General features: G+C 70.8%; 22 protein-coding genes and 3 tRNA genes. 9 read left to right on the forward strand and 16 right to left on the reverse strand.

All coding sequences use genetic code 11. The features are described 5' to 3' along the window. Window positions 1-4: 4 nt before the first annotated feature. Window positions 5-991, reverse strand: a complete 987-nt coding sequence (gene thiL, locus ABIE38_RS05615; protein ID WP_354054404.1) for a thiamine-phosphate kinase — start codon at window positions 989-991, stop codon at window positions 5-7. A gap of 112 nt (window positions 992-1,103) precedes the next feature. On the opposite strand from thiL, the gene ABIE38_RS05620 reads away from it, so the two are divergent. Further along, window positions 1,104-1,745, forward strand: a complete 642-nt coding sequence (locus ABIE38_RS05620; protein WP_354054405.1) for a DUF3515 domain-containing protein — start codon at window positions 1,104-1,106, stop codon at window positions 1,743-1,745. A 9-nt stretch (window positions 1,746-1,754) separates the two neighbouring features. Here ABIE38_RS05620 and ABIE38_RS05625 read toward each other — a convergent pair whose 3' ends face one another. After that, window positions 1,755-2,861 (reverse strand): D-alanine--D-alanine ligase family protein, encoded by a 1,107-nt coding sequence (locus ABIE38_RS05625; RefSeq protein WP_354054406.1) that lies wholly within the window; start codon window positions 2,859-2,861, stop codon window positions 1,755-1,757. Window positions 2,862-2,871: 10 nt separating this feature from the next. Further along, entirely contained in the window at window positions 2,872-3,870 is a 999-nt protein-coding gene (locus ABIE38_RS05630) for an NAD(P)H-dependent glycerol-3-phosphate dehydrogenase (RefSeq protein ID WP_354054407.1), read from the reverse strand. Between the two features lie 108 nt (window positions 3,871-3,978). On the opposite strand from ABIE38_RS05630, the gene cofC reads away from it, so the two are divergent. The 3 genes from cofC to ABIE38_RS05645 are packed head-to-tail and all read left to right on the forward strand — an operon-like array spanning window position 3,979 to window position 7,711. After that, complete coding sequence (gene cofC, locus ABIE38_RS05635) at window positions 3,979-4,701, forward strand: 2-phospho-L-lactate guanylyltransferase (RefSeq protein ID WP_354054408.1); 723 nt, start codon at window positions 3,979-3,981, stop codon at window positions 4,699-4,701. After that, window positions 4,698-6,794 carry an RNA degradosome polyphosphate kinase gene (locus ABIE38_RS05640; RefSeq protein WP_354054409.1) on the forward strand — a complete coding sequence of 699 codons (2,097 nt, stop codon included), beginning with the start codon at window positions 4,698-4,700 and terminating at the stop codon, window positions 6,792-6,794. Before cofC ends, ABIE38_RS05640 begins: the two co-directional genes overlap by 4 nt. Continuing rightward, window positions 6,791-7,711 (forward strand): NUDIX hydrolase, encoded by a 921-nt coding sequence (locus tag ABIE38_RS05645; protein WP_354054410.1) that lies wholly within the window; start codon window positions 6,791-6,793, stop codon window positions 7,709-7,711. Before ABIE38_RS05640 ends, ABIE38_RS05645 begins: the two co-directional genes overlap by 4 nt. Before the next feature lie 9 nt (window positions 7,712-7,720). On the opposite strand, the gene ABIE38_RS05650 is transcribed toward ABIE38_RS05645, so the two are convergent. From ABIE38_RS05650 to leuC, 3 genes are all read right to left on the reverse strand, one after another. Further along, window positions 7,721-8,101 (reverse strand): HU family DNA-binding protein, encoded by a 381-nt coding sequence (locus tag ABIE38_RS05650; protein WP_182634965.1) that lies wholly within the window; start codon window positions 8,099-8,101, stop codon window positions 7,721-7,723. 121 nt (window positions 8,102-8,222) lie between these two features. Further along, window positions 8,223-8,828, reverse strand: a complete 606-nt coding sequence (gene leuD, locus ABIE38_RS05655) for a 3-isopropylmalate dehydratase small subunit (RefSeq protein WP_354054411.1) — start codon at window positions 8,826-8,828, stop codon at window positions 8,223-8,225. Window positions 8,829-8,833: 5 nt separating this feature from the next. Then, window positions 8,834-10,300 (reverse strand): 3-isopropylmalate dehydratase large subunit, encoded by a 1,467-nt coding sequence (gene leuC / locus ABIE38_RS05660; RefSeq protein ID WP_354054412.1) that lies wholly within the window; start codon window positions 10,298-10,300, stop codon window positions 8,834-8,836. Window positions 10,301-10,369: 69 nt separating this feature from the next. Here leuC and ABIE38_RS05665 point away from each other — a divergent pair, with 69 nt between their 5' ends. Continuing rightward, a complete protein-coding gene (locus ABIE38_RS05665) occupies window positions 10,370-11,071 on the forward strand; it encodes an IclR family transcriptional regulator (protein ID WP_354054413.1) in 702 nt (233 codons plus the stop codon). Between the two features lie 10 nt (window positions 11,072-11,081). Here ABIE38_RS05665 and ABIE38_RS05670 read toward each other — a convergent pair whose 3' ends face one another. Further along, window positions 11,082-11,933 carry a TroA family protein gene (locus ABIE38_RS05670; RefSeq protein ID WP_354054414.1) on the reverse strand — a complete coding sequence of 284 codons (852 nt, stop codon included), beginning with the start codon at window positions 11,931-11,933 and terminating at the stop codon, window positions 11,082-11,084. Window positions 11,934-12,011: 78 nt separating this feature from the next. Next, window positions 12,012-12,084: transfer RNA gene (locus ABIE38_RS05675), tRNA-Glu, on the reverse strand. A gap of 112 nt (window positions 12,085-12,196) precedes the next feature. Between ABIE38_RS05675 and ABIE38_RS05680 the strand changes: the two genes are divergently transcribed. The 3 genes from ABIE38_RS05680 to ABIE38_RS05690 all read left to right on the forward strand — a co-directional run bounded on the left by ABIE38_RS05680 (window position 12,197) and on the right by ABIE38_RS05690 (window position 15,689). Next, the gene (locus ABIE38_RS05680) at window positions 12,197-12,919 is read left to right on the forward strand and encodes a TetR/AcrR family transcriptional regulator (protein ID WP_354054415.1); all 723 of its coding nucleotides are present in this window, start codon (window positions 12,197-12,199) and stop codon (window positions 12,917-12,919) included. Window positions 12,920-12,930: 11 nt separating this feature from the next. After that, on the forward strand, window positions 12,931-14,511 hold the full coding sequence (locus ABIE38_RS05685; RefSeq protein WP_502914732.1) for an MDR family MFS transporter: 1,581 nt from the start codon (window positions 12,931-12,933) through the stop codon (window positions 14,509-14,511). Between the two features lie 131 nt (window positions 14,512-14,642). After that, the gene (locus tag ABIE38_RS05690) at window positions 14,643-15,689 is read left to right on the forward strand and encodes an acyl-CoA thioesterase (protein ID WP_354054417.1); all 1,047 of its coding nucleotides are present in this window, start codon (window positions 14,643-14,645) and stop codon (window positions 15,687-15,689) included. A 187-nt stretch (window positions 15,690-15,876) separates the two neighbouring features. Here the strand turns inward: ABIE38_RS05690 and ABIE38_RS05695 are convergent. From ABIE38_RS05695 to gltX, 3 genes are all read right to left on the reverse strand, one after another. Continuing rightward, a tRNA-Glu gene (locus ABIE38_RS05695) sits at window positions 15,877-15,949 on the reverse strand. Between the two features lie 53 nt (window positions 15,950-16,002). After that, window positions 16,003-16,074 (reverse strand) — tRNA-Gln (locus ABIE38_RS05700). An 80-nt stretch (window positions 16,075-16,154) separates the two neighbouring features. Beyond that, window positions 16,155-17,639: a glutamate--tRNA ligase gene (gene gltX / locus ABIE38_RS05705; RefSeq protein ID WP_354054418.1), complete on the reverse strand. Its 1,485-nt coding sequence runs from the start codon at window positions 17,637-17,639 to the stop codon at window positions 16,155-16,157. A 123-nt stretch (window positions 17,640-17,762) separates the two neighbouring features. On the opposite strand from gltX, the gene ABIE38_RS05710 reads away from it, so the two are divergent. Further along, window positions 17,763-18,893, forward strand: a complete 1,131-nt coding sequence (locus ABIE38_RS05710; protein WP_354054419.1) for an isochorismate synthase — start codon at window positions 17,763-17,765, stop codon at window positions 18,891-18,893. 49 nt (window positions 18,894-18,942) lie between these two features. Here ABIE38_RS05710 and ABIE38_RS05715 read toward each other — a convergent pair whose 3' ends face one another. The 5 genes from ABIE38_RS05715 to serA form a co-directional block, all read right to left on the reverse strand. Next, window positions 18,943-19,737 carry a fumarylacetoacetate hydrolase family protein gene (locus tag ABIE38_RS05715; protein WP_354054420.1) on the reverse strand — a complete coding sequence of 265 codons (795 nt, stop codon included), beginning with the start codon at window positions 19,735-19,737 and terminating at the stop codon, window positions 18,943-18,945. 10 nt (window positions 19,738-19,747) lie between these two features. Beyond that, entirely contained in the window at window positions 19,748-20,461 is a 714-nt protein-coding gene (locus ABIE38_RS05720) for an exonuclease domain-containing protein (protein WP_354054421.1), read from the reverse strand. Beyond that, entirely contained in the window at window positions 20,461-22,323 is a 1,863-nt protein-coding gene (locus ABIE38_RS05725) for a DUF294 nucleotidyltransferase-like domain-containing protein (protein ID WP_354054422.1), read from the reverse strand. Before ABIE38_RS05725 ends, ABIE38_RS05720 begins: the two co-directional genes overlap by 1 nt. A gap of 84 nt (window positions 22,324-22,407) precedes the next feature. Next, complete coding sequence (locus ABIE38_RS05730) at window positions 22,408-23,427, reverse strand: 3-isopropylmalate dehydrogenase (RefSeq protein ID WP_354054423.1); 1,020 nt, start codon at window positions 23,425-23,427, stop codon at window positions 22,408-22,410. A gap of 16 nt (window positions 23,428-23,443) precedes the next feature. Continuing rightward, complete coding sequence (gene serA / locus ABIE38_RS05735) at window positions 23,444-25,036, reverse strand: phosphoglycerate dehydrogenase (RefSeq protein WP_354054424.1); 1,593 nt, start codon at window positions 25,034-25,036, stop codon at window positions 23,444-23,446. Between the last annotated feature and the right edge of the window lie 27 nt (window positions 25,037-25,063).

The raw sequence follows: 25,063 nt of genomic DNA on the forward strand, positions 1-25,063 counted from the left end.
CAGCCTAGTTCGCCCCCCGCGCGGAGTCCCAGCCCCCGGGGGTCCGCGGGTGCCCGTCGAGAAACACGGCTCCGGGGTCCCCCTCGTGGATCGTCCCGATGACGGTGAAGCCCGGGGGGACGGCGGTCCCGGGCGGGAAGGTGCCCAGCAGACCGTGGTCCTCACCGCCGTCGAGGATCCAGTCCGCGATCCGCGCCTCCGGATCGGGGAGACCCAGGGCGGCGGCGGCCTCGCCCAGGCGGGGGTCGACGGGGAGCGCGTCGACGACGAGGTCCGCCGCGACGCCGGAGGCCCGCGCCATCCCCGACAGGTCGCGCATCAGGCCGTCGCTGACGTCGGTGAGCGCACTGGCGCCGGCGAGTCTGGCGGCCCTCCCGGAACCGATCGGGGGCACGGGGACCCGGTGGGCCTGCTGCAGGGGGCCCTCGGTGTGGCCCGCCAGCAGCAGTGCCAACCCCGCCGCGGAGCGACCGGGTTCACCGGTCAGCGCCACCCGGTCGCCGGGGGCGGCGCCGTCGATCCGCAGGGGGCACGCGCCGTCCGGGAGGGTGCCCATCGCGGTGACACTGACGACGACGAGGTGGGCGCTGGTGAGATCACCGCCCACCACCACGGCACCGGATCGCGCGGCCTCCCCGTGGATCCCGGCGGCCAGCTCCCCGATCTGCTCCATCGTCGTCTCCCCGGGCACCGCCAGGGCCACGAGAACGCGGGAGCATTCGGCGCCCATCGCCAGGACGTCGGAGACGTTCTGGGCGACGGCGCGGCGACCGATGTCCCTCCAGGTGGTCAGGTCCAGGCGGAAGTGGGTCCCCTCGACCAGCATGTCGGTCGTCACCACCGTCGCCGCGGCCGGACCGAGGACGGCGGCGTCGTCCCCGTTGCCCACCGGGTCCCCGGTGTGCGCGTCCCCCGGACCGCTCAACACCGCCAGCACCCCGGCCTCCCCCACCTCCGCGACGGTCAGTGGCCGTTCGGTCGCAGGGCTCATCGGCGTCCTCGGAGGTCAGGCGCCGGGAGGACCGGCGGGTGTCTGTAGCGTTGCCGACAGGCTAGCGGCCGCCACCCCGGGCGGCCGACCGCGGGAGAGAGGACCCCTCGAGGTGGGCAACACGGACACGGTCTCGGGCGACGGTCACGACGCGCGCGTCCCGGGGCCGGGGACACCGGACGGCCGGTCAGCCGACGGCGGGGGCCACCGCCCGCCGGTCTCGCCCCTCGTGGTGATCGCGGCGGTCCTCATCCCGCTGGTGCTGCTCGCCGTGGTGCTCGTCCTGGTGCGGGACGTCCGGGACGAGGCGGCCGAGTCCGCCGCGAGCGAGCCCGTGACCGCGGTGACCATCCCGGCCCCGGGGGCCGACTCCGCGGTGTGTCTGTCGCTGGTGGAGTCCCTCCCGGACACCCTCGGTGAGGCGAACCGGGTCGCGTTCGTCGAGCCCGCCCCGCCGGGCGCCGCGGCGTACCGGCTGCCCGACGCCCAGACCGTCGTCGTCCGCTGCGGCCTCCCCGCCCCGCCGACCTTCACCGTCGGGGTGTCGCTCCAGGAGGTCAACGGCGTCCAGTGGTTCAACGAACCGGACCCGGACCCCGCTGTGACCTCGTCCACCTGGGTCGCCGTCGACCGACCGGAGTACATCGCGGTCACTCTCCCCGCGACCGGCGGCACGGGTCCGATCCAGGATCTCTCCGACGCCCTCACCGCCGGTCTCGAGGCCGTCGAACCGCGGCCCGCGCCGATCGGCTGACCCCCGGGGTCAGCAGCCGGCGAGCGCGGTCCGCACGAGAGTGTCGAGCAGGGTCCGGTAGTCGACGCCGGAGGCCGCCCACATCTGCGGGTACATCGAGATCGGGGTGAACCCTGGCATGGTGTTGACCTCGTTGATCACCGGACCGTGCTCGGTGACGAAGAAGTCGACCCGGCTCAGTCCACGGGCGTCCAGGGCGTGGAACGCCTCGACGGCCAGGGTGCGCAGCCGATCGGTGTCCGCGGCGGGGAGCAGCGCCGGCAGGTCGAACGTGCAGACGTCGTCGAGGTACTTGGTGTCGAAGTCGTAGAAGGAGTCGCCCTCGGTCTCGCCCTCCAGACCGGTGGGCTCACCGGGGATGTGCAGTTCGGCGGGCAGGCTCGCCTCCACCCGACCGTCCGGGTACTGCAGGACACCGCATTCGACCTCTCGGCCCACGATGGCGGCCTCGACGATCACCTTGGGGTCGAATCTGCGGGCCTCGGCGATGGCCGCGTCGAGGTCTCCCGCGCGGGAGACCTTGGTGATCCCGATGGACGAGCCACCGCGGGCGGGCTTGACGAACAACGGCAGCCCGAGCCTGTCCAGTTCCGCCTGCGGCGGCGTCGCGGCCCCGGGACGCAGCACCACCTGCTCACCGATCGGCAGACCCGCCGCCCCCAGCACGACCTTGGTGAACTCCTTGTCCATACCGGCCGCGCTGGCGAACACCCCCGGCCCCACGTAGGGGATCCCCGAGAGCTCGAGGAGTCCCTGGACGGTGCCGTCCTCCGCATGGGTGCCGTGCATGACGGGGAAGACCACGTCCACGCGGGCGGCCTGCTCACCGGCTCGCTCCCCGTCCACGTACCGCAGGACCCCCCGGTCGTCCGAGGACAGTCCGAGTGCCACCTGTGGTCGCCCCGGGTCGACCTCCGGCATGACGCGGTCGACGATCCGCAGGTCCGACACGTCGTCGGGACCCAGGGTCCATCTCCCCGATCCGGTGATCCCGACGGGGATCACCTCGTAGACGGATCGGTCGAGATGTGCCATGACGGCGCCGGCGGACACGCAGCTCACGGAGTGTTCCGTGCTGCGGCCGCCGTAGAGGACGGCAACGGTGATGCGATTCACCGGGCCGAGGCTACTCGGGCTTGGTGCTCCGTCTCATGAGGCGCACCGCCACCTCGACGGCGTCGCCGCCCTCGTGGCAGATCTCGTGGACGGCCTCGGTGAGCGGCATCTCGACGCCCACCTGTCGGGCGAGCGCACGGATCGACGTGCAGGACTTGACCCCTTCCGCGACCTGCCCGTTCGTGGCCTCCTGCGCCTGTTCCAGGGTCTCACCCTTGCCCAGTCGTTCACCGAAGGTCCGGTTGCGGGACAGCGGTGAGGTGCACGTGGCGACCATGTCGCCGAGCCCCGCCAGTCCGGCGAAGGTCATCTGGTTGGCGCCGAGCGCCACCCCGAGCCTCGTCGACTCCGCCAACCCGCGGGTGACGAGAGTGGCCATGGTGTTGTCGCCCAGGCCCATCCCGGTGGCGATCCCGCACACCAGCGCGATGACGTTCTTGGTGGAGCCACCGATCTCGCACCCCACCACATCGGTGTTGGTGTAGGGACGGAAGTAGGGGGTGGAGAACGCGTCCTGCAGGCGGGCCGCCCGGTCGACGTCCGTACAGGCGATCACGGTCGCCGCCGGCTGACCCTCGGCGATCTCTCTCGCGAGGTTGGGGCCGGACAACGCGGCGATCCTGTCCCCTGTCAACCCGGTGACCTCGGCGACGACCTCGCTGATGCGCATCAGCGTCCCCGTCTCGATGCCCTTCGCCAGGGAGATGACCCCGGCGTCCGACTCGAGGAGGTCGACCCATTTCTCCAGGTTCCCCCTCAGGCTCTGCGACGGGACGGCCAGGACGACCTCGTGGGAGCCGGCGAGCACCTCGGCCGGGTCCGTCGAGGCGGTGACCGTCGCGGGCAGGACGATGTCCGGCAGGTACTTCTCGTTACAGTGCCGCTCGTTGATCCCGTGGGCCACCTCGTCCCGGCGGGCCCACATGACCACCTCCGACCCCGCGTCCGCGAGCACCTTGCCGACGGCGGTCCCCCACGACCCCGCACCCATCACCGCGACCCGCGCCATTTCGCCTCCCGGCTCGTCGTCCCCCACCCGGGCCATCGCCGGTGGATCGTGTGCAAACGCTACCCGGCGCGGCGCGCTCGCGAGGGTCTGCTGGCAGGATGGCGGTCGATGAGTACGGTGTCGGATCACGGGGCGACTGACGGCGGGTGGACGATAGTCGTCCCCGTCAAGGCCCTCGACCGCGCCAAGAGCCGCCTCGCCCGCGCTCTGCCCGCGTCCGACAGGCGGGCCCTCGCCCTCGCGATGGCCGCGGACGTTCTCCGGACCTGCGTCGCGACGCCCGGTGTCTCCCGGGTGCGGGTGGTGACCTCGGATCCCGATGTGGCGGCGCTGGCCCGCCTCCTCCCGGTCGAGATCGTCCCGGAGCCGGTCGACCCGCCGGGACGCCCGGACGGCGACCCGCTCAACGCGGCGCTCACCGAGGCGATCCACGGCGTACCCGGCCCGGTCGGCGTGGTGACCGCGGATCTGCCCGAACTCGGGCCCCCTCAACTCGCCCGGGTGCTCGCGGTCGCCGCCCGGCACCCGCATTCGATCGTGCCCGACCATCGTGGATCCGGGACGACCATGGCGTTCTGGACCGGCTCCGCCGGTGTGCGCGTGCCCCGGTTCGGGCCCGACTCCGCCGCCCGACACCTGTCCGAGGGTGGTGCCGTCCCGCTCGGCGGGGCCGACCCCTCGGGCGCGGCCGGTCGCGACGTCGACACCCCCGAGGACGTCCTGGAACTGACCGGACGCGCCGTCGGTGAGGCCACCGCGGCCGTTCTGAGGACCCCCTCTGTGAGTCAACGTGCTCACTCCGCCGGGGTATCGGCCACAATGGTCCGGTGACCGCAGACGACACCGTGCTCGAGCAACTCCCCCGACCCCGTGACCGCTACCTCAACCGAGAACTCAGCTGGCTCGACTTCAACGCACGAGTGTTGGCCCTGGCGGGCGAGAAGGACCTGCCGCTACTCGAGAGGGCCAAGTTCCTCGCGATCTTCGCGTCGAATCTGGACGAGTTCTACATGGTGCGGGTGGCCGGCCTCAAGCGCCGCGACAAGACGGGGCTGTCGGTCAGGTCCGCGGACGGCCAGACGCCCGCCGAGCAGCTCGGCCGGATCAGTGTCCGGACCCGCGAGCTCTGCGACGAGCAGACCCGGTTGTTCCACGACGAGATCAGGCCCGAACTCGAGCTGCACGGGATCAGGATCCTGCCCTGGGGCGAGCTCACCGCCGACGAGCGGTTCTCCCTGGCGGAGTTGTTCAGGAACTCGATCTTCCCCGTCCTCACGCCGCTCGCCGTCGACCCGGCACACCCCTTCCCCTACATCTCCGGCCTCAGCCTGAACCTGGCGGTGATCATCCGGGACATCGGTTCGGGGCAGGAGCACTTCGCCCGCGTCAAGATCCCCCACAACGTGCCCCGGTTCGTCAGGGTCGCCCGGGACGCGGAGGACGAGTACTCGTTCGTGCCCGCCGAGGAGATCATCGCGGCCCACCTCGGCGATCTGTTCCAGGGCATGGAGGTGGTCGAGCACCACGTCTTCCGCGTGACCCGTAACGCGGACATGGAGGTCGAGGAGGACCGGGACGAGGACCTGCTGCAGGCGCTCGAGCGCGAACTCGCCCGCCGCCGCTTCGGCTCCGCCGTGCGGCTGGAGATCGCCGAGGACATGACGCCGCGGATGCTCCGGATCCTGCAGCACGAACTCGACGTGGACTCCGAGGACGTGATCCGGTTCTCGGGACTGCTCGATCTGACGGGGCTGTGGCAGATCCACGGTCTGGACATGCCCGACCTCAAGGATCCGGCGATGGTCCCCGCCACCCCCCCGGCATTCGGTGAGCGCGAGACCGCCCGGAACATCTTCGCGTCCCTCCAGGAGGGCGACGTCCTGGTCGAGCACCCCTATGACTCGTTCGCGACCACCGTCCAGCGGTTCATCGAACAGGCTGCCGCGGACGAGAACGTACTGGCGATCAAACAGACCCTGTACCGGACCTCCGGCGACTCCCCCATCGTCAACGCTCTCGTGGACGCCGCGGCGGCCGGCAAGCAGGTCGTGGCGCTGGTGGAGATCAAGGCCCGTTTCGACGAGCAGAACAACATCCGCTGGGCGCGCGAGCTCGAGCAGGCCGGGGTCCACGTGGTGTACGGCCTGTTGGGACTCAAGACCCACTGCAAGACGTGCCTGGTGGTCCGGAAGGAGGGCGACAGGCTGCAGCGTTACGCCCACATCGGCACCGGCAACTACAACCCCAAGACGGCCCGCCTGTACGAGGACGTGGGGCTGTTCACCGCGGACGAGGACGTCGTGTCCGATCTGACGGACCTGTTCAACCACCTCACCGGGTTCTCCAACGTCTCCAAGTACCGACGACTGCTCGTGGCCCCCGAGGGGATCCGCTCGGGGATCATCGAGCGGATCGACCGCGAGATCGGCTTCGCGGCCGAGGGGCGCGAGGCGGGGATCCGGCTGAAGGCCAACGCGTTGGTCGACGAGCAGATCATCGACGCCCTCTACCGGGCCTCCCAGGCGGGCGTGCAGGTGGACATCGTGGTCCGCGGGATCTGTGCCCTGCGCGCCGGGGTCCCCGGGCTCAGCGAGAACATCCACGTCCGCTCGATCCTCGGACGCTTCCTCGAGCACTCGCGGATCCTCAACTTCCGCGGGGCGGACGAGGTGCTCATCGGCAGCGCCGACATGATGCACCGGAACCTCGACCGCCGGGTCGAGGTGATGACCACCGTCACCGACCCCCGGCTCAAGGGTCAGATCCACCGCATCTTCGACTCCGCCCTCGACCCGGCCACACGCAGCTTCCACCTGAGACCCGACGCCTCGTGGGCGCGGATGCCCGCCCCCGGGGACCGGTCCGCCTCGGTCGACCACCAGGAACGTATGGCCTCCGTCCACGCGGGGTTCCGGGACCGATGAGCAGGAAGTCGAACGGCGGCCGGACCAGCGTCCGGGTGGTCCCCGCGGCCGGGGCCGTCCTGTACCGCATGGACGGGGGGGCGGCCCGCTGCGCCGTGGTCCACCGCCCCCGGTACGACGACTGGTCGTTGCCCAAGGGCAAGGTCGATCCCGGCGAGTCGCTGCCCGTCACCGCGGTGCGGGAGATCGCGGAGGAGACCGGGTTCTCCGCGGCGCTCGAGTCCAGGATCGGGACCACCGCGTACCCGCTCAAGGAGAACACCCGCAAGGAGGTCACCTACTGGTCCGCGCTCGCGTCCGGGGGCGGCTTCGAGCCCAACTCCGAGGTCGACGACATCCGGTGGCTCCCGGTGGACGAGGCCAAGGACCTGGTCTCGTACGCGCTGGACCGCAAGATCCTCACGCGGTTCGCCGCGGCCCGGCCGGTGGATTCGGTCCTCCTGCTGGTCAGACATGCCAAGGCGGGCAGCCGCTCGGAATGGAGTGGTGACGACTCGTCGCGCCCACTCGACAAGGCCGGACGCACCCAGGCCGAGCTCCTGGTCCCGATGCTCAGGGCGTTCGGCGTCCGGAGGCTCCACAGCGCCCCCCGGGTGCGTTGCCAGCAGACCCTGGGCCCACTCGCCGACGAGCTCGGGGTCGGGGTCACAACCGAGCCGGCACTGACCGACGAGGCGTACCTGGACGATCCCGTCACCGCCCGCGCCCGCCTGATCGAGATCGCCGGCGGCGACGGGGTGGCGGCGGTGAGCTCTCAGGGGACCGCGATTCCCGGCCTCCTGGGGGATCTGGCCGAGCTGGCCGGTATCGACGTGGGGGACACCTCGACCAAGAAGTCCGGGACCTGGGGGCTGGGTTTCGACGGCGGGACCCTGGTGTTCGCCGACTACTATCCGAGCCCGCTCCCCGTGCGGTGAGTCAGTCGCTCAGCTGACCTTGTCGCGGTGGTTGACACCGTTCTTCCCGACACCTCCGAATGACTGGTGTGAACTGGACCGCTTGGCGGCGAGGCGCCCTTCGGGGAGGGTCTCGGTGCCCTGGACGACGGACTTGAAATACTGCCCGGGCCGGAAGGCCGGCGAGTACGTGGGTGGTACCGGGATGGACTCACCGGTGTGCGGGTTGCGCGCGACCCGCGCCGCCCGTGCGCGCTTCTCGAAGATGCCGAATCCCATGATGGTGATGGACTCTCCGGCCGCCACCGCCCGCACGATGATGTCGAGAGTGTTCTCCAGCGCCTCGGTGGCGAGCTGGTGGTCTCCGTCCATCCGTTCCGCCAGCTCGGCGATCAGGTCGGCCTTGTTCACGAGGGATCCCCCTTAGGGTGAGTACGCCGACGCGGCAGAGCACCGCGTCATACGGAATATAAGCATACTCACACGTTGCCGTCACGGGGAGCGTTCCGGGCGCGACTCCGTGGCCGGACGATCAGCCGCGACCGGGCAGGGTGGTGACGGGCTTGAAGGTCGGCCTGCGCTCCTCGAATTCCGCGATGGCATCGGCCTGCCGGAGGGTGAGCCCGATGTCGTCGAGACCTTCCATGAGACGCCAACGGGTGTAGTCGTCGATCTCGAACGGGACGGTCACGTCACCCGCGGTCACGGTCCGGGTCCCCAGGTCGACGGTCAACTCGAGGCCCGGACGTTCGTCCATGACCTTCCAGAGCAGGTCGACGTTCTGCTGCTCGACCTGCGCGGCCACCAGACCGGATTTGCCGGAGTTGCCACGGAAGATGTCGGCGAAGCGCGAGGAGATGACGACGCGGAATCCGAAGTCCTTCAGGGCCCACACCGCGTGCTCCCGCGACGAACCGGTGCCGAAGTCCGGACCCGCCACGAGCACGGAGGCGCGGTCGTACGGGGAACGGTTGAGCACGAAGTCGGGCTCGTTCGCCCGCCAGGACGAGAACAGCCCGTCCTCGAACCCGGTGCGGGTGACCCGCTTGAGGTACTCGGCGGGGATGATCTGGTCGGTGTCCACGTTGGACCGGTGCAGCGGGGCCCCGATGCCGGTGTGGGTGGTGATCGGCTCCATGATGATCAGGCCCCCTTCGCGGGCTCGAGATCGGCGGGGGAGGCCAGTCGGCCGACGACGGCCGTGGCCGCGGCGACCGCCGGGCTGACGAGGTGGGTACGGGCGCCCTTGCCCTGGCGGCCCTCGAAATTGCGGTTGGAGGTCGAGGCACAGCGCTGGCCGGGCTCGAGTGAGTCCGGGTTCATCCCGAGGCACATCGAGCACCCCGGTTGACGCCATTCGGCGCCGAACGCGGTGAACACCTTGTCCAGGCCCTCCTGCTCGGCCAACTGGCGCACCTGCATCGATCCCGGGACGACCAGCATCCGGACACCGTCGGCGACCGCGCGGCCGTCGATGATCTCCGCCACGGTCCGGAGGTCCTCGATACGCCCGTTGGTGCACGAGCCCACGAAGACGACGTCGACCGGGACGTCGCGCAACGGGGTGCCGGCCTCGAGGTCCATGTACTCGAGCGCGCCCTCGGCGGCGACACGGTCGCTCTCGTCCCCGAACGACTCCGGGTGCGGGACGGTGGACCCGAGGGGCACACCCTGGCCGGGGTTGGTCCCCCAGGTGACGAACGGGGTGAGGGCGGAGCCGTCGATCACCACCTCGGCGTCGAACACCGCGTCGTCGTCGGTCCGCAGACCGGTCCAGTACTCGACGGCGGCGTCCCACTCCTCCCCGGCGGGGGCGTGTGGCCGCCCCTTCAGGTAGTCGTAGGTGGTCTGGTCCGGGGCGATCATCCCGGCCCGGGCGCCGGCCTCGATGCTCATGTTGCAGACGGTCATCCGCGCCTCCATCGAGAGCTTCTCGACGGCCTCGCCGCGGTACTCGATGATGTACCCCTGCCCCCCGCCCGTGCCGATCTGGGCGATGACGGCCAGGATGAGATCCTTGGCGGAGACGCCCGGCTGCAGTTCGCCGGTGACGGTGACGGCCATGGTCTTGAACGGCCGCAGGGACAGTGTCTGGGTGGCCATGACGTGCTCGACCTCGGACGTCCCGATACCCATCGCGATGGAGCCGAACGCACCGTGGGTCGAGGTGTGCGAGTCCCCGCACACGACGGTCATGCCGGGCTGGGTCAGGCCGAGCTGGGGCCCGATGATGTGGACGATGCCCTGCCCCGGGTCACCCATCGGGTACGCCCGGACCCCGAACTCCGCGCAGTTGGTGCGCAGTGTCTCGATCTGGGTCCGCGAGACGCGGTCTGCGATGAGGTTGACGGCCCCGCCGACGATGTCGGTCGGGACGTTGTGGTCCTCGGTCGCCAGGGTGAGGTCCGGCCGGCGCAGGCCGCGGCCCGCCAGACGGAGCCCGTCGAAGGCCTGCGGACTGGTGACCTCGTGGATGAGGTGGAGATCGATGTAGATGAGGTCCGGCTGTCGGGCTTCGCCCTCACCCTCGCCCCTGACCACGACGTGGTCATCCCAGACCTTCTCCGCCAGGGTTCGGCCCCGGGCACCGCCGGACGGTGTCACACTCATCACGCCTCCAGTCCACGCCCCGGGATGGAACCGATGGATTCTCACCATGTAGGACGCTATAGTCGAACTGTGAGACAGTATAGCGGGATCGGAGTCCTCGACAAAGCCATGACGGTGCTCCACGCGGTGGCCGAGCAGCCGTGTGTCCTGGCCGACCTCTGCGAGCGCACCGGACTCCCCCGGGCGACCGCCCACCGGCTCGCGGTGGGCCTCGAGATCCACCAGCTCCTCTCCCGGGACGATGCCGGCGTGTGGAGCCTCGGCCCGGGCCTGGCCACGCTCGCCGCGCACGCCGCGGACTCCCTGGCGGAGGCCGCGTCCTCCGTCCTACCCCGCCTCCGCGAGGCCACGGAGGAGAGCGTCCAGGTGTACCGCCGCGACGGCGACCGGCGGATCTGCGTGGCCTCCGCCGAGCCCCCCACCGGTCTGCGGGACACCGTCCCCGTGGGTGCCATCCTGCCCATGAGCCGGGGTTCGGGCGCGAAGGTCCTGGCGGCGTGGGCCGACCCCGCCACCCAGCGCGCGCTGCTGGTGGACGCGGCCTACACCGAGCGCCAGCTCGCCGAGGTGCGGCGGCGCGGGTGGGCCCAGTCCGTGGCCGAGCGCGAGGCCGGCGTCGCCTCCATCTCCGCCCCCATCAGGGACGCCGGTGGCAGCGTCGTGGCCGCGATCTCCGTCTCGGGCCCGGTGGACCGCATCGGTCGACGCCCCGGGGTGCGCTGGGCGGCTGACCTCCTCGCCGCCGCCGAGGCGATCCACAAGAGGCTGTAGGTCCCGGTGCTCAGGCGGGCCGTCGCCCCTCGACGAGTCGGCCGAGCGCCCACGGCAGGCTGCTGAGGCTCGGTTGACGCACGGCCGACACGAGGTCGCCGTCGCGCGGATCCACCCGGACCACCTGAACGCCCGGTCGCCTCAGCTCCCGGTACGGGACGGGCTCCGGGTGGGAGATCACGTCGACACCCAGATCGCGGATCTCCTTCGCGAACGGCGCACCGTCGTGGAGGGTGGCGACGGGGGTGTCGGGGCGGGCGCCGGTGCCGATGACGACGACGAGGGCGCCGACCCCGAGCCTCCGCTGCCCCCGGGTCCACGATTCCAGCGCCTCCTCGGCGACGGCGGCGACCCGGTCCGGGTCGCGGTCGACGGCCTCGGCCACCACCTCGAGGTGCGTCCGCCACCCCGGACGGCCGTCTGGGTCCACGATGACCGTGGCGAGTTGCTCGAACCCCCGCAGCTGGGACTCGGAGACGTCCGCCGCGGCGAGCGCGAAGGCATCGACCCCGAACGGCAGGAGGGAGCGCAGACTGGGGAGCCCCGGGCCACCCCAGTCCGGCGCGGGCGGGGACGGCCGGTCCCGCCACGGGCGGGGCCCCGTCCCGTCGGCTGCCCATGCCGCTTCCGGCTCCAGCCCCAGGGCCAGCACGACGTCCAGGTCAGCGGAGGACAGGGGCATCACGCGCCGGACCGGTGGGTCGTCGGTCGGGGTGCGGACGGGACTCGGCGGGGACATCGGGTCACCCGACGTGGTGGTCGGGCTCGTCGTAGACTCCCCCACCGCCCCGCACGCGGACAGGGCCGCCAGCCCGGCTCCGGCGCCGAGCGCCAGTCGGAGGACGTCGCGACGAGAGTGCACGGAGGAATGGTCTCACGTCCTCAAATACGCGATGTCCCGGCTCCTCGCTCGCGCGAGCAACCGGGACATGTCACTGAGTACCCCCGATGGGATTCGAACCCACGCTACCGCCGTGAGAGGGCGGCGTCCTAGGCCGCTAGACGACGGGGGCCTGGTACGCCTCGACTCTAGCGACCCGACCGGCGCTCCACAAAATCGGCGGGCCGATCGCCGTTCACCCGGTGCAAATATGCACTCGGTCTACTTTTCTGTAGACTCCCCTGGTGACCTCACCGCCGGAACCCGACTCCCTCCGCGAGCGCAAACGCCGCGCCACGATGCTCGCCATAGAGGACGCCGCGACCTCCCTCGTGCTCGAGCACGGGTACGACTGTGTGACGGTGGACCAGATCTGCGCCGCCGCCCAGGTCTCCAAGCGCACGTTCTTCAACTACGTGCCCTCGAAGGAGGCCGCCGTCATCGGTTCGCCGCCCCGGGACGTCCCACTCGCGGGCCGCCGCGAGTTCCTCGACGCGGCCGACCCGGACGTCCCCGGGGCGCTCCTTCGGCTGTTCCTCGCGGCGTTCGCGGCCGCGCGGATCGCGGACGACGCCCAGACCGCGACCCTGGCCCACCGTCGAGCGGAGATCTTCCGGGCCGACCCAGACCTCGGGGTGGCCCGCGTGACCGCGTCTTCTCGTTTCCAGCTCCGCCTGGTGGACCTCGTGACCGAGCACTTCGAGCGTCACCCGGCCCTGCGCCGCCTCGACGGGGTCGCGGCGAGGGCGGAGGCACGTGCCTACGTGGCTCTCGTGGCCGCCTCGGCCAACCTCGGGCTGTCCACCTGGCTGACCCGGGAGGCCGCGACGTTCGCCGACCTCGACGCCGAGTGTGCCCTCGCCCTCCGGCAGCTCGCACTTCTCGTCACCGCGCCCTCCGACGCCACACCGGCCGGGACCACACCGACCGGGACCACCTCTCCTGAGACCACGGGAACCACGTCATGAACGACACCAGCATGAACGACACCAGCTCGATCGCCACGGACGAGCGCGAACCCACCGGACCGGCTCCGGTATCCCACAATGTGCCGCTGGTCTTCACGTCCCTGCTGCTCGGGATGCTCATCGTGTCACTGGGCCAGATGATCTTCGCCACCGCGTTGCCCACGATCGTCGCGGACCTCGGCGGGGTCGACAAGATGAGCTGGGTCATCACCGTCTATCTCCTGACCATGACCATCGGGCTTCCCGTGTACGGCAAGCTCGGCGACCAGATCGGCCGAAAACCGCTCTTCGTCGTCGCCATCCTGCTGTTCCTCGGCGGCTCCGTACTCGGCGCCCTCTCGTGGAGCATCGACATCCTGATCGTCTCGCGCGCGATCCAGGGCCTGGGAGGTGGCGGCCTGATGGTGCTGTCCCAGGCCATCGTCGCCGATGTCGTCCCCGCCCGGCAGAGGGGCCGGTACATGGGGGTCATGGGGGCCGTCTTCGGACTGTCGTCGATCCTCGGTCCGCTCCTGGGCGGATTCTTCACCGAGGGCCCGGGCTGGCGCTGGGCACTGTGGTTCAACCTACCGATCTGCCTGCTCACCCTCGTGGTGGCAGTCCTCTACCTGAAGCTGCCCACCCGCGGCACGGGCCGCAGCACGGACTGGCCGGGCACCGTCCTCATGGTCACGGCCACGACGGCGCTCATCCTCGTCTGTTCGTGGGCCGGTAACCGCTACACGTGGACCGACCCCGTGATCCTCGGCCTCTCCGCGCTGTTCCTGATCTGCGCCACGGCGTTCGTCCTCGTCGAGTTGCGCTCGCCGCACCCGCTGATCCCCATGACCCTGTTCGCCGAACGCAACTTCGCGCTCTCCACTGCCGCCGGGCTCATCATCGGCGTGGCGATGTTCGGGACGATCACGTACCTGCCCACCTACATCCAGATGGTCCACGGGCTCGGGCCGACCGACGCCGGCCTGATGATGACCCCGATGATGGCGGGGATGATGGGAACCTCCATCGTCGTGGGCAACATCGTGAGCCGTACCGGCCGCTACAAGTGGTACCCCGTGGTCGGGACGGTCATCATGTCCGTGGGCCTGTGGCTCATCAGCTCCCTCGAGGCCTCCGACACCCTCCTCCACCTCGGAGCGGTCCTCTTCGTGTTCGGCTTCGGCCTGGGCCTGTGCATGCAGCTGCTCGTGTTGATCGTCCAGAACTCGTTCCCCGTGTCGATGGTCGGGACCGCCACCGCGTCCAACAACTTCTTCCGCCAGATCGGCGGGACGCTGGGGTCGGCGATCGTGGGGTCGCTCTTCGTCAGCCGTCTGGCAGACCTCATGGGCGAGCGGATCCCGGATGCGGCAGCGACGATGGGACCGGCGGGGGCCGAGATGGCCTCGTCGTTCGCCGAGGGCTCCGGCGCGGCGAACTCGATGAGCCCGGAGATCCTCGCCGGCCTCCCGGGGCCCCTGCACGACGCGATCGTGGGGTCGTACAACGACGCCCTGGTGCCGATCTTCCTCGTCGTGGTCCCCCTCCTGCTGATCGCCACGGTGCTGCTGCTGTTCATCCGGGAGGACCCACTCAAGGAGACCGTCGACTGACCGTCGCGGCGGATCGACCGCACCGACCGGGCAGCGTGCTCACTGCGCCGCCGGACCGGGGTGAGCACACCGACACGAGATCCACACGCGCGGCAACCGCCCCGTTACGCGACGGCGATAGCTTGCCCAGCGTGAACACTCCCCGAGAGACCGTCCTGCGTTTCCTCGCCGCCCCGACCGACGTCGGCACCGGGAACCAGGTGCACACCGGCCGGATCCTCGAGTGGATCGACAAGGCCGCGTACGCCCAGGCCGCGGTGTGGTCCGGCGGGTACGCCGTCACCGCGTATGTCGGCAATGTCCGTTTCTCGCGGCCGATCGAGGCCGGGGAACTCGTCGAGGTGTCCGCGCGACTGGTCCACACGGGCTCGACCTCGATGCACATCCAGTGCGACGTCCGGGCCTGCGATCCCGTGACCCTCGACTACCGGCACTGCGCGGAGTGCCTGGTCGTCTTCATCGCCGTCCGCGCGGGGAGGCCCACCCCGGTGCGGTCCTGGCGGCCCGCCTCCCGGCTGGAGGTCCACGAGTCCGACGAGGCGGTGATGCGCATCGCACTGCGGAAGGACATCGAGGACGCGATGGCCGTCCAGACCTACTCCGACGCGGGAACCGCACCCCGATCGGCCCTGCGGTTCCTCGCGGCCCCCGGTGACGTGAACTGGGGCGGCAACGTGCACGGCGGGCGCATCATGTCGTGGATCGACGACGCCGCGAACCTGTGTGCGACCCACTGGTCGGGCACCCCGTGCACCTCCGTGTACGCCGGCGGTGTGCGCTTCTACCACCCCGTGAAGATCGGCCACGTCGTCGAGGTGGAGGCCAGGCTCCTGCACACCGGTCACGAGACGATGCACGTGTCCGTCCACGTCCGATCCGGTGAGCCCACGTCACCGGATCGGGTGCTGACGACCCATTGCCTGGCCGTGTGCGCGGCTCTGGGCCCCGATCTCAGACCCACCCCGGTCCCCCATTGGACCCCGCTGACCGAGGAGGACCGTGCCCTCGACCAGCACGCACGGCACCTCATCCGGCTGCGAGGGCGGGGTCGGGTTGACGGGCCCGAGCGGGTGGGTGCCGAGCGGGTGGGTGCCGAGCGGGTGGGTGCCGAGCGGGTGGGTGCCGAGCGGGTGGGTGCCGAGCAGAGGGAGCCCACAGAGGTGGCGACCGTCTTATGACGGGACCCCGTCTCGCATCCGACGGCGCGGAGAGCAGTGGACGTGGGACACACCGGGACGGAGAGGACCGCTAGGGGCGAGAACCCCGGTGGGCGGGGACACAATGCTGGGAGAGAACCCCGATCGGCGGGAACCCCGCCGAAAAGCGAGAACGCCCGGAGCATGATGCTCCGGGCGTTCTCATGTGTACCCCCGATGGGATTCGAACCCACGCTACCGCCGTGAGAGGGCGGCGTCCTAGGCCGCTAGACGACGGGGGCTCAGGACGCGATTCCGCGAGGAACCGCTGCAGTGAGCGCTGCGACGCGCTCAGCTGGCCTACCAGGACTCGAACCTAGAACGACGGTACCAGAAACCGCTGTGTTGCCAATTACACCATAGGCCACTGTATTCACTTGTCCGCCCCGTGCGGGGCGACCTCGAAGAGACTATCAAAGCACCGAGGGTGAATAGCAAATCGCCTGGTCATTCAGCAATGGGCGCGGCCCGCAGGCGGGCCAGTGTGACCTCGCGACCCAGCAGTTCCAGCGACTCGAACAGCGGCGGGGAGATGTGCGATCCGGTCACCGCGACGCGGACCGGCCCGTAGGCCTTGCGCGGCTTGATCCCGAGCTCGTCGACCAGCGCACCGGAGAGCGCAGCCTCGATCGCGGGGGTGGACCACTCCGGCACGGCTTCCAGTGCTGCCACCGCCGCGTCCACCACCTCGCGCGAATCGGCCTTGAGATTCTTGGCCGCGGACTTGGGGTCCACTGCGAACTCCGACTCGTCCACCACCAGGAAGCGGATGAGGTCCCACGCGTCGGACAGCACAACGATGCGGGTCTGCAACAGGTCCGCCACAACCGCCCAGCGATCGCCGTCCAGGTCCGCGGGGAGCGTCAGGCCGTCCTCGGACGGGTGCGCCTCCAGGAAGTCCCTCAGGCGCCGCGCGAACTCCTCCGGCGGGAGCCGCCGGATGTGCTCGGCGTTGATCGCATCGGCCTTCTTCTGGTCGAACCGAGCAGGGTTGGCGTTGACCTGGCGCACCTCGAAGGCGTCCACCATCTCCTGCAGGGAGAACACGTCGCGGTCGTCCGACAGTCCCCAGCCGAGCAGCGCGAGATAGTTGAGCAGCCCCTCGGGCAGCATCCCCCGGTCGCGGTGCAGGAACAGATCCGATTCCGGATCCCGCTTGGAGAGCTTCTTGTTGCCGTCGCCCATGACGAACGGCAGATGCCCGAACTCGGGGACCCGATCGGCCACCCCGATCCTCGTCAGCGCGCGGTAGAGCGCTATCTGCCTGGGGGTCGAACTGAGCAGGTCCTCGCCGCGCAGGACGTGGGTGATCTGCATGAGCGCGTCGTCCACCGGGTTGACCAGGGTGTACAGCGGGATCCCGTTGCCCCGGGTGAGCGCGAAGTCCGGAACGGTGCCGGCCTTGAACACGGTCTCCCCGCGGACGAGGTCGTCCCACCCGAGGTCCTCGTCCGGCATCCGCAGCCGGATCACGGCGCCTCGGCCCTCGTCCCGGTAGGCCTGCTTCTGTTCCTCCGTCAGGTCACGGTCGAAGCCGTCGTACCCCAGTTTGGGGTCGCGCCCGGCCGCCCGGTGGCGCGCCTCGACCTCGTCGGCGGTCGAGAAGGACTCGTAGGCCTCACCGGCGTCGACTAGCCTGCGCACCACATCGAGGTGCTGGTCGCGTCGTTCGGACTGGCGGTAGGGCGCGTACGGACCGCCCACCTCCGGACCCTCGTCCCAGTCCAGTCCGAGCCACCGCAGCGCGTCGAGCAGGGCCTGGTACGAGTCCTCCGAGTCGCGTGCGGCGTCGGTGTCCTCGATGCGGAAGACGAAGGTCCCGCCCGTGTGCCGGGCGTGAGCCCAGTTGAACAGCGCCGTCCGGACGAGCCCCACATGAGGAGTACCGGTGGGCGACGGGCAGAAGCGGACGCGGACGTCTGGGGCTGTCATGCGCACCATCCTAGTGACGGTCCCGGCTCGCACCCCCGCGCAGGACCGGCCTAGGATCGGCGGGTACCCGTGGCCCGCCACTCGCGCGCGATCCACGCACATCGGAGTCGAGGGAGGCGAGCCGTGGCGTCAGGGCCCCACCCCGACGCCGCCAGGCCTGTCACCGCTCCGGACTTCCTCCTGTCCCGCCACACCGGATCGCTGCGGACCCAGGGCTCCCTCCGCGTCTTCCCCGACCCCGCCGACGCGGCGCTGGCCCTCCGGGCCGGACACTGCGGGCTGGTGGTGGGCGCCATCGGGTTCGAGCCGGACGCCCCGGCCGCACTGGTCGAGCCCGACATCGTGGTCCGGACCGACGGCCCACTCGAGCCCCCCGCCTACTTCCGTTCGATCCGCACGCGCGCCCGCGTCGTCGAGGAACTGCCCTCGACCGGGGCCCACCGGAGACGGGTGTCCACCGCGGTCGCCGGTATCCGGGCCGGTGGACTGGACAAGGTGGTGCTCGCGCGCGCGGTCCGGCTGCTCGCAGAGGACCCGATCGACCCTCACGCCGTGTGTGCGGCACTCATCGATTCGAGCCCGTCGGCCGATGGCTTCCTGGTCGACCTGTCCCCCGCCGGTGGGGACCATTCCGGCAGGGTCCTGGTGGGGTCGAGCCCGGAGCTCCTCGTCCGCCGACGCGGTGACGTCGTGGAGTGCCATCCGCTCGCCGGATCCGCCCCCCGTTCCCGTGACACCTCGGTGGACCAGGCCTCGGGACGAGCACTGCAGGCCTCGGGCAAGGACGCCGCCGAGCACGCGTTCGTGGTGGACTCCCTGGCGACCGCGCTCGCCCCCCTCTGCCGGGATCTCCGGATCCCCGAGCACCCGTCGCTCACCTCCACCCGCGAGATGTGGCATCTGGGGACGCGGATCCGTGGACGGGTCGCCGACCCGCGGACGACGGCGCTCGACCTCGCGCTGGCCGTCCACCCCACCCCCGCCGTGTGCGGAACCCCCACCGATGAGGCTCGGCGGGTGATCGCGGGGCTCGAGGGCCGGCGGGGCTTCTATTCCGGCGCGGTGGGCTGGGCGGACGCGGGCGGCGACGGCGACTGGATGGTCACCATCCGCTGCGCGGAGATCGACGCCGATCGTTCAGGGGCGATCGCCTGGGCGGGCGGGGGGCTCGTCGCCGACTCCGACCCCGACGACGAGGTGGCCGAGACCGCCGCCAAGCTCCGCACGGTCCTCACCGCGCTGGGCGCCGTGTGACCGGATTCCCCTGACCGGGCATGGACCGTCAGGCGGGTCAGGAGCCGACCTACCTGTCGACGACGGGGTTGGTCAGCGCCCCGATCCCCTCGATCTCCACGGTGACCCGGTCGCCGGGGAGCATCGGGCCGACTCCGGCCGGGGTCCCCGTCAACACGACGTCGCCCGGGAGCAGCGTCATGACCCTGCTGACGTACTCGATGATCTCCCCGACGGTGTGCATGAACTGGGAGGTGTTGCCGTCCTGGCGCACCTCCGAGGACCCGTCCGGGTGGTGCAGGGTGGTGCGGACGTCGAGTCCGTTGGGGTCGAGGTCGGTGACGATCCAGGGGCCCAGCGGGCAGAAGGTGTCGTACCCCTTCCCGCGCGTCCACTGTCCGTCCGCGAGCTGCTGGTCGCGCGCCGTCACGTCATTGGCGCAGGTGTAGCCCAGGATCACCTCGTGGGCCCGGGCGGCCGAGACGTCGCGACAGGGCTGACCTATCACCACGGCCAGCTCGCCCTCGTGGTCCACCCGCTCGGAACTGGGCGGGTACGCGATGCCGGCCTCGGGGCCGACCACCGAGGTGTTGGGCTTGAGGAAGATCAACGGCTCGGCGGGCGCCTCGGACCCCATCTCCTCGGCGTGCTCCGCGTAGTTCTTACCGACGCACACCACCTTGGAGGCGAGGATCGGAGCGAGCAGACGGACGTCGGCCAGCGGCCATTCGCGGCCGGTGAACTCGGGGGTGCCGAAGGGGTGTTCGGAGATCTCCGCGCAGGTGAGGGCGGCGGGATCGGCGACATCCCCGCGGACCTCGACGAAGGCGAATCCCTGCGGGTGGGCGATACGGGCGAGACGCATACCCGCGATCCTATGCCGTTCGCAGATCCCGGAGCGTCGTGACCCCGCGGTCGTGCAACTCCGCGGCCTGGGCCAGGTAGAGCTCCGCGCAGGCGAGCGCGTCGATCAGCGCATCGTGTGCCCGGTAGCGGGGAAGCCCGTAGCGCTCCCGGGCCCTCCACAGCCGGAGTTCGTCCGGCGAGGACTCCGGGGCGAAACCCCTGTCGACGCCGGCGCCGAGCACCCGGCGGTGGAGTTCGAGGGTGTCGACCGGCACGAACGGCGGTCGCAGACCGCGACCGGAGGCGCACAGTGCGCCGAGGAAATCGGTCTCTATACGACTGTAGTGGGCCACGAGGACCCGACCGGACAGTGCCTCGAAGATCCGGTCGAGGAAGTCCTCCACACCCACCCCGGTCGCCACCGTGTCGTCGGTGATCCCGTGCAGGGTCGCGCTCTGGCCCACCCCCTCGAGCTCGTCGGCGCCGTCGGCCCGCAGGAGCAGGGCCTGCGCGCCGCCGAGGACGATCCTGTCACCGTCCACCGGCACCAGCCCCACGGACAACACCCTGTCGCGCCGGGGATCCAGGCCCGTGGTCTCGACGTCCATCGCCAGCAGGGGCAGTTCCGCGAGTGGGGTCGACGGCCCCGGGGGCGGGGTCTCGAGGTAGCGCCGCAGCGGACCGTCGGGGAGTCGTCGTGCCGTGCGTCGACGGCGCCCGGACCGGGTGAACCACTCACGCATCACATCTGCCCGACCCGGTACTTCAGGGCGAGCGAGCCCTGCACCCCGGCGATGATCCGGAACGCGGCTCGGAGACGGTGACGATCGGCGGAACTCAGAGTTCCCGGATCGATGTGGTTGTCCTGCGGGTCGTCGTCCGCGATCTGGCGCGCGTGGTGCCTATAGGTCAGACCACGCAGGAACCGGAAGGCCTCGCCGAGATCCTCCGCGTCGGCACGCGCGATCACACCGGCCCCGGCCGCGGCGTCGAGCCGACCGAGGGTGGACACCTCGTCCAGCCCCGCGGAGAGGGCGTGCACGCGGGCGATCTGCACCACGGGCGCGATCCCGCCGGCCTTGAGGTCGAGGGTGTTGCGGTACTCGCCCCGTCGTTCCACCACCAGCCCACGGAAGAACCCCAGCGGCGGCTGCCATTCACACGCTATCCGCGCCAGGTGGGCCTGGAACCGCCGACTGCCCTCGGCGCGAGCGAGCATCTCGTCACGGACCCGCATGAACAGCGAGGTGTCCCCGTGGACCGGGCGGATGTCCAGGAACACCTGGGAGTGCAGGACCGCGTCCGCCCCGGGCGCCCGCACCCAGTCCCCCACCTGGCGCTCCCAGGACCTGGACGTGCGACGCCATGCCGGGTTGGAGGCCATGACATCGCCCGGACACAACGGGAAGCCGGCCCGGTCGAGACCAGCGCACACCTGCTTCGCCAACGCGGCGAAGTACCGGTCCGCGTCCGGTGCCGTCTCCGCCGCGTCGTCGAGGATGAGCGCGTTGTCCTGGTCGCTCGCCACGCCCAGCTCCCCTCTGGCCTGGGAACCGAGGCCGACCCAGCAGTACGGCACCGGCGGCGGTCCGAGCTCGCTCTCCGCGAGGGAGATCAACCGTCGCGTCGCGGCGTCGGCGGTGGCGGTGACGACGCGACCGATGTCCTGGGGGGCGGTGCCACGGCGGACGAACTCCCCGACCAGGGCCGGCAACCTGGCCGCGAGGCGCGCGACCCCCTCGGGGTCCGGTGCGCGAGCGATGCGGGCTGCCAGGTACACGGGGTCGGTCTGGGCCAGTCGGAGCAGGTCCCCACTCGTCACCATCCCCACCGGCATGCCGTCCTCGCAGACCGGGAGGTGGTGGACCCCGCGGTCGATCTGGAGGAGGGTGGCGTCGAACGCGCGCGTCCCCGCGTCGACCGACACCGGGTCCGGGGTCATGATCGTGGACACCGGGGCCCCGGTGTCCCCGTCGACCGCGACGACCTTCGAGCGCAGGTCCCGGTCGGTGAAGATCCCCACCACGCGGCCCGATTCCACCACGAGCAGCGCGGACACGCGGCGTTCGGTCATCAGACTCGCGGCGTCGCGGATCGTGGTGTCGGGGCCGGTGGTCACCGCGTCGCGGGCGAGCAACTCCCCGACCGGTGTGCCCAACGCGTCTCCGCCCGCGGCCTCGAGCCGCGCCGAGGCGAGGTCCTGGCGGATCCGGTCGCTCCGTTCGCCGAAGAACCGCCGGAGCTGAGGGTGCTCGGTGGCCAGGTCGTCCAGGACCGCGTCCGGCATCTCGAGCAGCAGGGTGTCGGCCACCGCCACGATCCGGTAGCGGGAGGGCCCGCTGTGGGACAGGGATGAGTAGCCGAAGCAGTCTCCCTCACCCCGGGCGTCGAGCAGAACGCCGTCCGGGTCGCACACCTCCACGGCGCCCGACCGGATGATGTGCAGGGTGTCGTTCCGGGCACCGGCGTCGAGGATCACCGTTCCCCGGCGGTGGTACCGCTGTGAGAGCCGCGCGGGGATCCGGTCGAGCTGATCACCGGCCAGCTCGTCGAAGGGGGCGCAGCGGGCGAGGAATTCCCTCACCTCGGCGAGTTCGACGTCCATGGGTCCACTCTGGACGCCGACGGCCCGCGGTGTGATCCGCTTCACGCGATTCACACCCGCGGGCCGCGGGGCGGTGCCCGATTTCTAGTCGCTGACCGCCGACACGATCCGGTCGCCGACCTCGGAGGTCGCCACCGGACGATCTCCGCGCGACCCCAGGTCCGCCTCGACCGCGGCCTCCACGCGCTCGGCCTCGGCGACCTTGCCCAGGTGCCTCAACAACAGCGCCACCGACAGGATCGCCGCGGTGGGGTCGGCCTTGCCCTGTCCCGCGATGTCCGGGGCGGAACCGTGCACCGGCTCGAACATGGACGGGTTGGTTCCGGAGGCGTCGATGTTCCCCGACGCGGCGGTGCCGATGCCGCCGGTGACCGCGGCGGCGAGGTCGGTGATGATGTCGCCGAAGAGGTTGTCGGTGACGATCACGTCGAAGCGCGAGGGTTCGGTGACCATGTAGATCGTCGCGGCGTCGATGTGGCAGTAGTCGACCGCGACGTCCGGGAACTCCGGGGCCACCTCGTCGACGGTGCGCTGCCAGAGCCCACCCGCGTTGACCAGCACATTGGTCTTGTGGACGAGCGTCAGTTTGCCACGGCGGGACCGCGCCCGGCCGAACGCGTCGCGCACCACGCGCTCCACGCCGAAACGGGTGTTGACCGAGGTCTCGGTGCCGATCTCGTGGGGTGTTCCCACGCGGATCGCCCCACCGTTGCCGGTGTAGAGCCCCTCGGTCCCCTCGCGGACCACGACGAAGTCGATCTCACCCGGGTTCTTGAGAGGGGTCCCCGAACCGGGGTACAGCCGCGACGGGCGGAGGTTGACGTGGTGGTCGAGCGCGAACCGCAGGGGGAGCAACATCCCGCGTTCGAGAACCCCGGCGGGCACCGACCGCGGATCGCCGATGGCTCCGAGCAGGATCGCATCGTGGCCCTTGAGGCTCTCGATGTCCGCCTCGGTCAGGGTCTCCCCGTTGCGGAGATACCGGCGCGCGCCCAGGTCGTACTCGGTCTTCTCGACCCCCGGGACGAGCGCGTCCAGGACCCTTATCGCCTCGGCCGTCACCTCGACACCGATCCCGTCCCCGGGAATGACTGCGAGCTTCATGTTGCGTATCCCCCGCTCAGACCAGGGAGATCTGGGTCGCCGTGGCGTCGAGCTCGGAGACGATCCGGTCGACGGTCGGCTCGGCGACCGCGCGATCGACCCGCAGGATCAGCGACGCACCTTCACCGGTGACGTCCTGGCTGAGCGCGGCGGCTTGGATGTCGATACCCTCCCCGCCGAGGATGGAGCCCACCTTGCCGAGCACGCCCGGGCGGTCGGAGTAATGGACGAACAGGTTCTGGCCCTCGGCGCGCATGTCGAAGCCGCGCTCGTTGATCCGGACGATCTTCTGCACCTGGTCCAGACCGGCCAGTGTGCCGGTGACCTGGGACGACGCGCCGTCCGCGGCCACCGCGGTGACGGTGACCGTGCTGCGGTAGGACTTCGACTCGCTGCGGGTCTCGACCGAGTGCGTGACACCGCGCTGCTCGGCCATCTGGCCGACGTTGACGAAGGTGGCGGGCTCGTCGGTGATGGCGGAGAACATCCCGCGGAGGGCGGCCAGACCGAGCACGTCGACCTGCTCGGCGGCGAGCTCGCCCGCGACCTCGACGGTCACTGTGGTGGGCACACCCGGGCACAGGTGACCTGCGATGAGGCCGAGCTTCCGGACGAGGTCGAGCCAGGGCGCGACCTCGTCGCCGACCGGGCCGCCGGTGACGTTGACGGCGTCGGGGACGAACTCCCCGCGCAGGGCGAGGAGCACGCTCCGGGCGACGTCGGTGCCGGCCCGGTCCTGGGCCTCGCTGGTGGAGGCACCCAGGTGCGGCGTGACGACGGTGTTCTCGAGTTCGAACAGCGGCGAGTCGGTGCAGGGCTCGGTGTCGAACACGTCCAGGGCGGCGGACCGCACCTTGCCGGACTTCAGGGCCTCGACGAGCGCGTTCTCGACGATGAGTCCGCCGCGGGCGGCGTTGACGATCACGACGCCGTCCTTGGCCCGGGCCAGCCGCTCGGCGTCGAGCAGTCCGGCCGTCTCCTTGGTCTTGGGCAGGTGCATCGTGATGATGTCCGCGCGGGAGACCAACTCATCGATGTCCACGAGCTCGATCCCGAGCTGGGCCGCGCGGGCGGCGGGCAGGTAGGGGTCGTAGGCGATGAGGTTCGTCTCGAACGCCGCCAGACGCTGTGCCACGAGCTGACCGATCCGACCCAGACCCACCACGCCGACGGTCTTGCCGAGCAACTCGACGCCGTTGAAGGAGCTGCGCTTCCAGGTGTGCTCGCGGAGCGTGCGGTCCGCGGCGGGGATCTGGCGACAGGCGGACATGAGCAGCGCGACCGCGTGCTCCGCTGCCGAGTGGATGTTGGAGGTTGGCGCGTTGACCACCATGACGCCGCGCTCGGTGGCGGCGGGGATCTCCACGTTGTCGAGGCCGACACCCGCGCGACCGATGATCTTGAGCTTGGGGGCTGCGGCGAGCACCTCGGCGTCGACCGTCGTGGCCGAGCGGACGAGGATCGCGTCCGCGTCCCTGACCGCGTCGAGGAGCTTCGGGCGATCCGGGCCGTCGACCCAGCGGACCTCCACGGCGTCGCCGAGTGCGTCGACGGTCGACTGGGCGAGCTTGTCGGCGATGAGGACGACGGGACGTCCGGATGCTGTCACAGTGGGATCTCCTCGGTGTCAATTCGG

This window comes from Dietzia sp. 2505 (assembly GCF_040546785.1).
Taxonomy (GTDB): domain Bacteria; phylum Actinomycetota; class Actinomycetes; order Mycobacteriales; family Mycobacteriaceae; genus Dietzia.